This window comes from Shinella sp. SUS2 (assembly GCF_001262505.1).
Lineage (GTDB): Bacteria > Pseudomonadota > Alphaproteobacteria > Rhizobiales > Rhizobiaceae > Shinella.
The window spans coordinates 1-11,996 of record NZ_KQ410752.1 but is presented as its reverse complement, the minus strand read 5'-3'; the positions used below and the strand labels follow the sequence as shown (position 1 = coordinate 11,996).

General features: G+C 61.4%; 13 protein-coding genes and 1 pseudogene. 1 reads left to right on the top strand and 13 read right to left on the bottom strand.

From position 1 onward, the window contains the following. Positions 1–45: 45 nt before the first annotated feature. From AKG11_RS29450 to AKG11_RS29435, 5 genes and pseudogenes are all read right to left on the bottom strand, one after another. A complete protein-coding gene (locus tag AKG11_RS29450) occupies positions 46–402 on the bottom strand; it encodes a hypothetical protein (RefSeq protein WP_245290288.1) in 357 nt (118 codons plus the stop codon). Positions 403–449: 47 nt separating this feature from the next. Continuing rightward, on the bottom strand, positions 450–599 hold the full coding sequence (locus tag AKG11_RS34785) for a hypothetical protein (RefSeq protein ID WP_156334166.1): 150 nt from the start codon (positions 597–599) through the stop codon (positions 450–452). Next, positions 589–1,344: a hypothetical protein gene (locus tag AKG11_RS29445; protein WP_156334165.1), complete on the bottom strand. Its 756-nt coding sequence runs from the start codon at positions 1,342–1,344 to the stop codon at positions 589–591. Before AKG11_RS29445 ends, AKG11_RS34785 begins: the two co-directional genes overlap by 11 nt. A 178-nt stretch (positions 1,345–1,522) precedes the next feature. Next, entirely contained in the window at positions 1,523–1,660 is a 138-nt protein-coding gene (locus AKG11_RS29440; RefSeq protein WP_245290287.1) for a hypothetical protein, read from the bottom strand. A gap of 132 nt (positions 1,661–1,792) precedes the next feature. Further along, a pseudogene (locus tag AKG11_RS29435) lies at positions 1,793–2,437 on the bottom strand (antitoxin of toxin-antitoxin stability system). A gap of 310 nt (positions 2,438–2,747) precedes the next feature. On the opposite strand from AKG11_RS29435, the gene AKG11_RS29430 reads away from it, so the two are divergent. Beyond that, on the top strand, positions 2,748–3,938 hold the full coding sequence (locus tag AKG11_RS29430; RefSeq protein ID WP_050746508.1) for a DUF1173 domain-containing protein: 1,191 nt from the start codon (positions 2,748–2,750) through the stop codon (positions 3,936–3,938). Between the two features lie 332 nt (positions 3,939–4,270). Here the strand turns inward: AKG11_RS29430 and AKG11_RS29425 are convergent, their stop codons facing one another. The 8 genes from AKG11_RS29425 to AKG11_RS29390 form a co-directional block, all read right to left on the bottom strand. Continuing rightward, positions 4,271–5,242, bottom strand: a complete 972-nt coding sequence (locus AKG11_RS29425) for a hypothetical protein (RefSeq protein WP_050746507.1) — start codon at positions 5,240–5,242, stop codon at positions 4,271–4,273. An 80-nt stretch (positions 5,243–5,322) separates the two neighbouring features. Beyond that, the gene (locus AKG11_RS29420) at positions 5,323–6,867 is read right to left on the bottom strand and encodes a hypothetical protein (protein ID WP_050746506.1); all 1,545 of its coding nucleotides are present in this window, start codon (positions 6,865–6,867) and stop codon (positions 5,323–5,325) included. A gap of 218 nt (positions 6,868–7,085) precedes the next feature. Further along, complete coding sequence (locus AKG11_RS29415; RefSeq protein ID WP_050746505.1) at positions 7,086–8,276, bottom strand: hypothetical protein; 1,191 nt, start codon at positions 8,274–8,276, stop codon at positions 7,086–7,088. Between the two features lie 67 nt (positions 8,277–8,343). Beyond that, the gene (locus tag AKG11_RS29410) at positions 8,344–8,616 is read right to left on the bottom strand and encodes a hypothetical protein (protein ID WP_050746504.1); all 273 of its coding nucleotides are present in this window, start codon (positions 8,614–8,616) and stop codon (positions 8,344–8,346) included. After that, positions 8,613–9,035, bottom strand: a complete 423-nt coding sequence (locus AKG11_RS29405) for a hypothetical protein (protein ID WP_050746503.1) — start codon at positions 9,033–9,035, stop codon at positions 8,613–8,615. Before AKG11_RS29405 ends, AKG11_RS29410 begins: the two co-directional genes overlap by 4 nt. A gap of 126 nt (positions 9,036–9,161) precedes the next feature. After that, positions 9,162–9,575 (bottom strand): antirestriction protein, encoded by a 414-nt coding sequence (locus AKG11_RS29400; protein WP_156334171.1) that lies wholly within the window; start codon positions 9,573–9,575, stop codon positions 9,162–9,164. Further along, positions 9,575–10,039: a hypothetical protein gene (locus AKG11_RS29395; RefSeq protein ID WP_156334164.1), complete on the bottom strand. Its 465-nt coding sequence runs from the start codon at positions 10,037–10,039 to the stop codon at positions 9,575–9,577. The genes AKG11_RS29400 and AKG11_RS29395 overlap by 1 nt, the downstream gene beginning before the upstream one ends. Before the next feature lie 88 nt (positions 10,040–10,127). Then, positions 10,128–11,891, bottom strand: a complete 1,764-nt coding sequence (locus AKG11_RS29390) for a ParB/RepB/Spo0J family partition protein (protein ID WP_371260165.1) — start codon at positions 11,889–11,891, stop codon at positions 10,128–10,130. Positions 11,892–11,996: the final 105 nt, after the last annotated feature.

Here is an 11,996-nt window from a genome sequence, read left to right as displayed (position 1 = left end):
GGCCTCTCTCTCCCTCTCGGCGGCAGAGGCGGCGGCGTCCGGCCTTCAGCCGGGCGCGAGCTTGAGGTTTCCGAAAGCCGCGACGCCGGCGACCGAGACTTCGTGCAGGACGGCGTTGCGGCCGGCGGCGATCCATGCGGCCGCCTGCTCAGCGGATAGCTCATGCACATGAACAAGGTTGCGCTCGGCGGCCGCGCGCTGGCGTTCGAACGCTTCCCCGTCCTCGAAGGCGTAGAGCGTGTCGCCCGGGCCGTCCCAGAAGACGATGGCGAATCGGGTCGGCTCGACGACTTCCGAACGAAAGTTCAGGAAGACTGGCGTTGCGGCGTAGGGCAAGGCGAGGATGAACAGGCTCGTGTTGCTCTCCTGAATGCAGAAAGGCCGATCCTCCTTTCGGAGCACCGGCCTGATTGGGAGGATGGAAGGTGAAATGCTGGCTCCACCTGCGGCTATCGGGTCGAGACGACGGAAACCGCCTCGACGAAAAGATCGTCGATATCGACGTAGAGATGCGTCAGAATTCGGCCGTCAACGGCAACACACTCGTTGATCCAGTTCCGGTCGAGCTTAGAGTGTCGGCCGAAGCTGTCAGCCAGCACATCCGCGCACGCCTACGGGATCTTCTGAGGCGCGGTCTGCGGATGTCGATATGCCGTCCTGCTTGAGTTCCGTTGAGGGATCGATGGAATCTTCGGTTCCGATCAGACGCCAAAGAGCGCGCGCCGCGGGGTCGTCGCACTGCGGCGCGCCAGTGTCGAATCCGACGTCATAGTATCCGGCCGAGGATCGATCAAACAAAGTGCCCAAGCGATCATAGACCTGCGATTTCCTTGCGATATCGGCGAGCTCGGTTGGAACCGTCTTCGCGATGTGAGCGTCGGCGAGCGCACGCAAAGCGGCCTGGGTGCGCAAAAGGCGATTGCCGTGGATCCAGGCAAGGGCTGCATAGAACCGCTGCATCGGCGTGTTGGTCGAGCGTTCTGCTAAGCTGGCTTCGATCTCGCACTCCATTTCGTCCGCCAAACCGCGTAGTTTCGTGGAAATGGAGGGGACCGGCTCAGGGGCGGTATCGGTTTCTTCTTTGTCGTCCGGGCCTGCGGGCTCGGCAAATCGTTCGGCCGCGGCACGATTCTTGAATGCGAAACCGCCCGGCATGCTTTTCCAGGGACGGGAGTACCATCCACCCTGCTTGCGCGCCTGAATTCGGAGTGCGTCGAATTCGGGGCGGGCGACTCGGTCGCCAATAGCGCAAATGAAGATTGGGATGCCCCTCGAACTGTGCATATGCTCCTCAATGGTGAAGCGAGGGCGAGTCCTGAGTACGTTTGTCGCGATCTGCTGCATTGTTGAGTTCCTTTTTTAAGGAGGGGAATGCGAGAAGACCCGCTGTGCATCGGTACAAAATCCGGCGGCCGGACAGCGGGACCGGAGATGCGAAGCATCTCGCGGTTGTGAGGCGTCAAAGTCGGAAGGCATTGACGAGCTCGCGCCGGTCGAGCCGATGCTCTGCGAGCATCGAGCGCTAGAAGCGCTTGCGCGCGAAGCGGAAGGCAGGACCGTGCCGGATCCTGCGATCGAGTTCGCAGGCGGCGGCGCGCACGATGGCGCGCCAGTTCGCATCCGCGCAGATGCGAAGGCGTGGGTAGCCAGGATCATTCACGGCGATATTCCGTGGAGCGCGAGGGGATAAGCCCAAGCGACCGTGCACTCTCTCCACCTCAGCCGGGCCGCCCGGCCCGCAGCCGCCCTCTCCCTCGCGTCCAGATCTAGAGGGAGGAGCCCCGGCGCCGGATTATCCGAACTGGCGACCGGACGCAGTGAAGGTGTAGGCATTGGCCTCGATGGTCTCGTCGACCATTTCGTCGGAGGTCAGCGCGTTGTATTCGTTCTCGAGCTGGCGGTAGAGCCATCGGGCGAGATCGCGAAGAGCCTCGATGACCGTATCCTCAGCGTCAGCGGTCATGTCCTGATAGTTGAGACTTTCTCTCCTGACGGAGATCGCCATGCAATATTCGTGATAGTAGTTCCCGCGATGGCTGACATCGGCCCGAAGCTGGTAGAAGTTGCGGCACTGGATTGCCTGCAGGCCGTCGGCAATCCCGTGCAGCGTCGTACCCTTCGGCGCATAGTCCCGGATCGCACTGGGCGCTCCCTTTCGCTAGGAATAGAGTGCCTGGAAAGACGCACCGTCTCCCTGAGACCAGAAACCCGTGAAATGTATTCTTGGCTCATCCCGTGTGCCGCCGCCAACAAGATGAACCGGCGACGTTTTAAGGCGAACGCCAAGGCATTCACATATTCGGCCGAAATCCTCGAAGACAAACTCGTACCACTCATAGTCAAAGCCGCCCTCTCGATACCAGGCGCGAGCGGTCTCCCTTGCTCTTACCGACAATTCCTCGAATTTGTAGACCGTGGTTTCAATGACTTCGGACATACGAACTTCCTGAATTACAGAAGCCCCGCGCGGGGCCGGGCTCGAGGGGAGTGGACAATGCCGGCGATTGCCAGCGGCTGGAATGGATGGCGGCCCGAAAGGGGCAGCGGAGAAACTTCTCCCAGCGGTGTGCGGCCGCGCAACAGCGCCAATCTCTTTCCCGCGGGACGTTCCTGCATGCGGACGGTCGCGCCGCGTCCATCATTCGGCCGATCAGATAAGCCTACGATGGAAGTTTTACTATACGGATTTTTGATAGTATAACGCAACCACGCCGCGCAGGATTGGGACCGAGATGGGGAGAGCGACAGTGCGAACATTCACGATCGGCGATGCGGTATACTCGGAAAATTCCCCGGAATTCCGCGCGCTTCTTCCACGAGCCTATGAAGAGCGGCTCCGCCCGATGTGCATGTGCAGGCAGCCGGCTGTTGCGATGTACATCGCCCGAACGGACGACCAGTATCTTGTAAAACGCATGCCGCTAACCGGACGCGAGCACGATCCGGCCTGTCCTTCCTATGAACCGCCATATGAGCTTTCCGGCCTCGGGCCGCTCATCGGCAGCGCCATCCAGATCGACGCCAGCGGCAAAGCCGACCTGAAGCTCGATTTTTCCCTGACGAAACGGGGGCCCCGCGCTGCGGACGGTACGGCGGCGGAACGGTCGGAACCAGCTATTCGCAGCGAGCCGCGCAAGCTGTCGCTCAAGGCGATGCTTCACTATCTCTGGGAGGCGGGCGAGCTGACCGAATGGCGTTCTGTCTGGGCCGGACGGCGCGGCTGGGGCCGTGTGCGCATCAGCTTGATCAACGCGGCGTCGCAAATGACGGCAAGAGGTGGATCACTCAGCGACATGCTGTATGTGCCGGAGGTCTACCAGGCAGACGACAAGGACGGCATCGCCGCCCGGCGCGCCACCGCGCTGAAACCCGTGCAGGCTGCTGGTTCGGGACCGCGCAAGCTGATGATGATCGTCGCCGAGGTGAAGGAGTTTTCACCGGCCCGCGAGGGACAGAGAATCGTAGTGCGGCACATGCCGTTCCCCCTGATGATCGAGGATCGGGCCTGGCGGCGGCTGGCAGCCCGCTACGAAACAGAACTCGAATTGTGGCGCTCCAGCGAGACGTTCCACCTGATCGTCATCGCCACCTTCGGCATCTCGACCTCCGGCATCACATCGGTCGAGGAGATCGCGTTGATGGTGGTGAACGAGCACTGGCTGCCCTTCGAGGACATCAATGAATTGCGCCTGCTGGAGAAGCTCAGCCATCTCAAGAGGAAAAGCGTGAAGGGCCTGCGCTTCAACCTTCCGCGCGATGCGCCGATCGTGTCGGTGACGTTGCCGGAACAAAAGCCAGCGCCGGTGGCAATGTTCATCGTGCCGGCAAGCGCTGGCGACGACTACGAGCACGCACTTGCCGACATGATCGAAACGAGACCCGAGATCACACCTTGGGTCTGGCGTGTCGGGGATGGCGAAATCCCCCGGATTCCCTGATCGTGGACTTCACGACGCAGGCCGTTGACACGCTCCCGCGAATAAGAGCAGCTGATGGAAGACAGCCATCTGCCACATTCAGCCGGAGCATCATGAAGCCTGAGAAAAAGCCTTTCGTCGTCGAGTTCAAGAATCGGCAGCGCCTCCCCCGGAAGGAAACGCCGATCTGAGGGCGTATCGACCTGAAGGCCGCCAGCGACGTGGTCGAGGTCGAACAGATGGGCACCGAAGCTGTGTCGATGATCCACGGGCAGACGCCGGAATCCGAGGCGACGCCGGCCCCCGGCCGGGATCAGCGCCTGATCGCGTCATAGACTGGCGAAGTCCATGCATCAGGATTTTCGCGCGAGACGGTTCTCGCCGAAGAGTGCTTCAGCCGCAACGTCACGTCGGCGGCCAGCGACCGACGCCATGACGGTCTCGAGAAATTCCTCGGGTTCGCCATCCCGATGCGGCCCGTATTCAGACCAGTCCAACGCACCGACGACAGCGGGAATGAAATCGAAGGTAAATCCGCCTTCCTCCAAAGCGTCGGAGAGATCGGTGCAAGCTTGCTCTGCAAGAGGCACGATCGCCAGGACATGAGCCCGCATCGCCTGCCAGCCGGTCGCGTCCCACAATTCGGACATGCGGACAACGCCATCGGGAACCGGGTGGTGGTCCTCGTGAAGGCCGCGGAAATAGAGCATCGCCTCCCAGATGCAGAGAGCCGTTTCCATCTCGCCAACGGTGAAAGATCGAGGCGCAACGACTGGAGCAGCGTCTAGCAGCGCAGGCGGCGAGACCGGCGGCATCAGCGCACGATCCTGTAAACGGAACCGCTTCAGCAGATCCTCGCTGGTCGCGTGATGGATTCCCTTGTCGGTGATGAGGGACACGCTGGCGCCATAAGTCTCCAGCCGCTGCGAGGGATGATTCATCCATTGGATCACCGTGACCTCCGGCAGGCCCGGTGACCGCGCGACAATATCCTGTACGACAAACTGCCAAGGGAATTCGCTCAGATCGATTTCCGCAGCGATATCACCGCCGTCCGGCGAGGTCGGAATCAGCGCGAGAATGCGGCTGCCGATGAAGGCATTGAGTGCACTGTCTGCCTGTGGGGCAGAGGCGCCAAAGGCGTCGAGCAGCACCCGCCGTTTCACATTGATGGGGTTGATCGGGCCGACGTCGGTGAACAGGACAAGCCCAGCTTCGGTCTCGCTGCATTCGAGAACGTGGGTCAGCACGAGCTTTTCGAGCGGCGTGATATCGGCAAGCGGGATTGGCGGATAGGCGTAGATTCGGGTTTCGAGATTGGCCATGGGACTGCCTTTCAGTCGATACAAAAAATCCGGCACGGTGGCCGGGTCGATGGGAAGAACGCGCGCTTCGTTGATGAGGGCTACGTCGCTGCGTGCGACGTGGCGGCTGCCGATGCCGGCGCGCCGTCGGGCGGGGAGAAGCCTTCGACCGCGATCTTGCGATGGTCGATCCTGATCAGGAACGCTCCTTCGCGATGCACGCGCCAAACCAATTCGCGTTCGACGACACGCACGATCGCGTTCAATTCTGCAGCGTGGGCCGTTTCCAGCAAAGCGATGCTCAGATCCTCTGCTTCGTCGGAAAACCACCGCTCTTGCTGCTCGTCGGAGCCGGCTTCCGCATCGTCCGAGGGAGAATAAAGCGCATCGACAAGGAAGGCCGTCAGCCCCGACGGGGTGATAGCCGACCGCTCGGTGACGAGAATCTCCACCTCGTCCAAAGCACCATGATCAGGTCCCTGGACAATCAGGTCGGTCTCCAGCACCCATTCCGTCTCTTCCGAGCCCGAAACGTCCAGAACGACTTCCAGGCGATCCGGCCGCGCGTTTGCGCCGAAGAGATCGAAGGGTTCTCTTTCTTCGGTCGCGCCGTCAATCTCCATCCTGTAGGATCTGATCTGGATGCAGGGCAGCGCGTCGTACCAGCCGTGTCCGGTAAACGCGTCATGCGGTTCGAAGTGCGCCGGAGCACGGTCCAATCGCGCGATTGCACGGGCAAACGTCTGCTCCTTGAGCGGACCTTCGCCTTCGTAGATAAACGCCTCGCTCTCGACCGGCTCCGGCGCGAGAACAACAATCCTGTCCGTGTCCGCGCACGAAGGCGTAAATGGTCGCAGGAGCGGGACGGCCGCTTTCAGGTCGATGCCAAGCGTCCGGCCGAAGTGGTAGTCCTTGAACTTCAAGCTGTGCGCACCGCCGGCTGCGACCATGCGAAAATAAAGGCGCGTGATCTCTCGCATGAGCGCGGCATACATCGCATCGCGCACGACATCCTTGCGGGCCGGAAGCACGAGCTTCAGGTGAGCACAATCGACCACATCGATGTGCGCGAAATAGCTGCGATGCCAGGATTGCTGAAAGTCCGGTAAGCCAATCTTCAGCGTCACGCCATGGAAGTTGACGTTCTCATCGTGGTAGCGAGACAGGTCGCGACCAAACACGCCTATCCGGATTCCTTGCCATTCCTCGACGTGATCCGCTCCGACGAGGAAGTCCGAGGACGGCATTTCCTCGCCATTGAAGATGACAGGAACAGGGAAAAAGCGAGCAGCACGGCGGACCGCAGTCGCAAAATGCTCGCCCTTCTTCTCCGGGAAGATCACGGTCAAGCCTTGATGCCCCTCCGGACCGACGTCGACCGTGACCGGTTCCTTGCCGTGAAAGGCATCCGGTGTCGCCGCGATGGCCCAGGCCTGGTCCGTGCCCTTCTGGCCGGCGACGATCATCGCTCCGCGATTGGCGAGGGAAAAGAAGCCCATGCCGGCAGCGTCTTCGGACAGAGACAGAGACTTCGACCATTCGCTCCGTCCGAGAGAAAAGAGCGAGCGGGGGTCGGCGAGGCCCGCGCCGTCATCGGCGATGCGGATTGCCTGCCCGAACCGCGGATCGTCGATCTGGTCGATCAAGATCTTCGTAGCACCGGCGCGCCGTGCGTTCTGGAGGAGTTCGTTGAGAATATCGTCGATCGAGGCGTTGAAAAGGCGGCCGCCTTTTCGATAGCCTCCGCGGCGACCTGTGCGTGAAAGGAAAAGCTGGTCATTCTGAGTTCTCCATAATGGCGAACACCCGGCACAATGGCCGGGCGCTGATGAGATCAAGGGGCAATTGGGGGAGCGGAATCTGGTCAGGCCGCACTTTCGAGCAGCTTGCGCGCTTTCCCCTCCAGTTCCAGGCGCGTGTCCTGATGCGCTTTTCCGCGCGCGAGGGCAGTGATGCCCTGAACGAAATCGAAAATCGATTCCGGCGGGCGGCCCTCCTCGGCAAGCACCGTGTCGATGATCTTGCCGGTTTCCGCCTTCGAGAAACCACGCTTGCGCAGGAAACTGGACCGGTCCTCTTCGTTGCGGGCGACTATTCTCTCGCGGGCGGCACGAATACCGTTGATGAAGGGCGCGGGCGATGAGTTTGCGAAATTCATCAGTGCCGGAGCGGCCTCGTGCGCGAAGCGCTTTGCGGCGAATTTCGAGTGCCGAATGGTGATTTCCTCGAAATTTTCGCAGCCCCAGAGGTTCCGATTCATACACACGGCACGCAGATAGAAGCTGGCGATTCCGAGCGTTTTCGACCCGACCTCCGAATTCCAGGCATAGAATCCGCGGAAATAGAGATCCGGCTCACCATTTGGCAGTCGACCGGCCTCGATGGGGTGCGTATCGTCCACCAAAAACAGGAAGACGTCCCTGTCACTGGCGTAGAGCGTCGTCGTGTCTTTGGTCACGTCGACGAAAGGATTGTGCGTCATGGTCGACCAGTCGAGGACGCCAGGCACCTTCCAGATCGTGTCGCCGGTCCCATTGCCGGCAATGCTCATCACCGCCGCGACAAGTTCTTTATCCCAGATGCGCCCGTATTCGGGGCCGGTCACGGCGCGCAACTCGACCCGCCCGTCGTCCATCTCCAGGGTCTTGACCCGTTCGGCGCTGTGGTTCAGCAGCCCGTGCTGAAGATTGATCGCGGCAAGCGGCGCGGGAAGCTGGCGCATGTAGCTCGCCGGCGCGCCGACAAGGCTGCAAAATTGGCCATAGCTCCAATGGGTCGGCGCCAGGGGCACACGGCTGCCGGGAACGACAAGGGAAAGGCGCTCGGCGTTGTCGCGTGTCGCCTCGACGCGGATGTCCGCGCTCTCGACGGTGCGGACACGGGCGCGTTCCGTGCGCTCGCTGACCGCGCGGTGGAGGTCGGAGAGCGAGAGGTAACGCTCGTCATCCGGCCGCGAAAACCACTCGGACGATACACGGCCGATGCGCTCACCGCGCGAGATGTCGACCTTGAAGCCGGACGATACGGCGGGCGAGCTGGAAATCATGGTATTCATAAGTCGTCTCCTGAAAGATAAAATCCCGGCGTGATGGCCGGGTTGGTGGAAAGAAAAGGGATGAAGCTCAGCGCGCTGGCGCGGGGTGGATGCGGTCGTCGTCAAACTCGACATTTTCGATGACGGGTTCCGTTCCCTCCGCTGTAACGCGATCGATATAGATGATGGTGCCTTCACGCCGTTGATCGATCTCGATGTGTTCCGGCTGATCGGATGCCTCCATGGCCACCGTGGCGGCTGCCTTGGCTTTCTCGATCGCCTCGGCATCGCTATCGGCCTCGAGAGTGAACCCGTCATAGGCACTCAGCCAGAATCCGATTTTGACTTTGTATTGCGTCATAGCCGCTCTCCCTCGGCGAGATCGTCAGGATCGCGAGCTCCTGCGAGGATCGCCTCGCCGCGCGCGACGGCGGAAATGGCACGCTCGATCCAGTCGGCCGATGCCGCCCGACCGGCCTGGACGTCAGCGAGGAGAAGCTTCAGCAGCCCAAGCAGGATTTCGAAGTGCCTGACCTTTCGCTCGGTCGTTTCCGAAAAGTGCGAGGGAACAGGGATTGCCTGGCCGGAATAGGCGGTATCGACCCCGCTCCATATGCCGGACACGTAAGTCTCGCCGGCATGTTCGTAGCTCAGCTTGTCGCCAGACCAGTCACCGTCCTCGATGGCCTGCCGGCAGGCGAGCGCAGCGGTGTCGGCCTGGTAGGTGCGATGACGGTAAGCCGGCAGGCGATAGCTTGTCTCAATGGTGTAGGCGGGCATCTCAAGCTCCTGAAACGAAAGAGCCCGGTCGCCGCTATCGCGCCAACCGGGCTGGTGAAGTGTGAAACGATCTTTGAGTCTCAACTCACTGCGGAACGCCCGCGACCTCAGTCGTGCGAGTGGGCTTCAGTCGATTGCCTGGAAGATCTCCGAGGCCTCGGGATGATCCGCCGAATAGGCGTAGAGGCGCTCATAGCCATCGACGAGTCGATCGGACTGAAACTGGAATGACAGGTGCGAGAAGGCGAACATCGTGGCGATGATCCCGGCGGCCTCGGCGGAGACCTCGCCCTGGAAGCAGGTTACATCGCCGGTAATCCGGAAACGTTTCCTGGATCTTGGTGCGAGAAAAAGCGGCTTGCTCTCGTGCTCGTAGAAGCCCCAGCAACCGCCACGATAGTCGAGAGGGCTAAGCCTTTCCATCCAGGCATAGACGGCATTCTCGGCGACGATCAGGTGCGAAGGGCCGAAGAGGATTGGCAGGAAATCCTGACGGGCTGCGTCAGGGACGATCACCGCGCGCGTGATATCGTTCAACATCACGCCACCCTCCCTTCGACAACATCCGCGCAGATTTCCTCGACGCAAACCTCCTCGAGCCGGATATTGATGTGACCGCTCTCTTCGACCCAACGACGAGCGTCGGCCATGTTTGCGGCAAGGTAGAGCAGGATGCTGTGGGCGCCGTATTCCTGAAGGACACGAACTTCGCCGGCGAGGGGGCGACGGACAATCTCGAACGAAAGATCGCTATCGAGTGGGAAGGCTTCGCAGGCGGCGATCGCAGCATCGAGGTCCATTTGAAACTCGCCCGGTAGGAGCGAAATCGCGCCTGCCGTCGACCAGATGATGCTGGAACGAGGCGGCGTGCATCGCACGAGCCAACCGGCACCATTGCATTTCTTCCAGGCGGCGAGAGCATCGGCGTCCTCGTCGGATGGCCGCGGAACCGAATTGCGAAAGGAGATCATTGCGCCGATCGGCGCGCGTTCGTAGATGGTCATGGCAGACATGTTCGTCTCCGAATTTCGAGAAACAGAAAGGCCCGGCGCGACGTCCGGGCCCTGGATCGATCGTTGGTGGTCCGAGGATTTATTCCGCGGCTTCGAGATGCCCGTCCTGATCGTCATCAGCGTCGGCCGCAGTCTGCTCGCCATCCAGCTCCTCGGTCAGGAAGGCCGGCAGCACGACGTCGCCGGCTTCGACGGCCTTGTCATCGACGGTCACCGCATCGTTCGTCTCGGCAGTCCCGACCTCCTCAGCGACTTCGTCGGCGGGATAGCGCAACACTTCGGGGAGCCATCCGCTACCGTCGAGCAGCCGGGCTGCTTCGCGCGCCATGTCCTGCTTCTTCAGGTGATCGATAAGCTGGACCGACTGATCGCCCTTTGCTTCGCGAACGGCCTGCAGGATGTGCGCCTTGGTCACGCGGCCCAGATAGTTCTCGACCGTCGGCGTCCAGCCCGCACCCACCATGCCGAACCCGATCGTCTGGGCCAGCTGCACGGCATGCTGGTTTTCCCTGGTCCGGCGGTTCCATTGCTGGATCGTGGCGTTCAGCGACGTCGACGCGCAATGCGCAAACAGCGCCATCCGGCTGTCATGATCGAGGGCGATCAGATAGGCCCAAACCGCATCGGCGTCGCCAGGGAGATCGTGTCCCCAGTTCTCCTGGCGCTGTTCGATCTCCTTCGCCCAGACCGTGTCGGAAAGGCCCTGCGTCTTGGTCGAGACCGAATGCTGCACCGTGATTTCCAGGCAAGATGCCGTGCGGAAGTGATAGAAGGTGTTCAGCACGAGCAGGTGCAGCACGGTGATGAAGGCCATCATCGGCTCATTGGCGAGCGCATTCCTGAGCGCAAGCGTGCGGGCGGCGGTCAGGTCCTCGATGAGGCGTTCAGACAGCGGCCGGATCTTGCCGTCGTCCTCGTCCGGTTCCTCGACACCAACGGACTTGCCGTTAATCGTCACACCACCACCTTCCGCGGCGGCCTCGTCGCCATCATCGCCATCGTCACCATCCTGCTCGTCGCTATCGCCTTCTTCCGCCTCGACGACGGGTTCGTCTTCCGGCCGGACGAAGCCGCGCTCGATTCTGACTTCGCCGTTGCCGGCCAGCGAGATGAAGGCGCCGCCGCGAGCGACATCCTCGGGATCGAGGATAAAGGGTCGCTCCTTCAGCGCCGTCAGCTGGGCGTCGAGATCGTCGAGATGCGCTTCCGTCTCCGCCGAATAGTCGTCGGCAGCTTCGTATTCTGCGTTGAGCTTTTCGAATTCTGCCGTCAGGGCGTCATGAAGCGTCAGCTCCTCCTCGGTGAGCTCCGGCTGCTTTCCGTAAAAGCGGCGAAGGCCGGCTGCGTGGCCGAAATGGAAGTCGATGGCGGAGTCGACCCACTTCCAGCCCTCGTCGGTCTTCAGCGCTTCGGCATCAGCCGTCAGCTTCTCCAATACGAGCTGTTCGAGCAGCGCCGGATCCTGGAGCCATCCGCCGTTGTCCTGCTCGAAGAGATCACGCATGACAATGCCGCCGGCGGCCTCATAGGCTTCGATGCCGACATAGACCGCACGGCGATCGCTCGCGCGGATCGCCGTTTCGGTGAGCAGCCGGCGGATATAAAAGGGGTCGGTGTTTTGCGTGCGCGAAACCGTCTCCCAGACCTGCTCCTGCCGGGCATGATCCTTGGTGATCGAAAACGCCATGACCTGGCCGAGTTTCATCTGGTCATCGCCATAGAGTTCGAGCAGGCGCGGCGACACCGAGGCCAGGCGGAGGCGCTGCTTCACCGTTGCAACCGAGATGTGGAAGCGAGCGGCGATCTCCTCCTCGTCGAGCCCCTGCTCGCGCAAAACCATCATCGCGCGATACTCGTCCAGCGGATGGAGGTCTTAGGTTATGCGTCAAGTGTCCTTTTAGCTGGAAGATACTGATCGTGGGGGCTTTTCAGCTCTGACCGGTGTTTC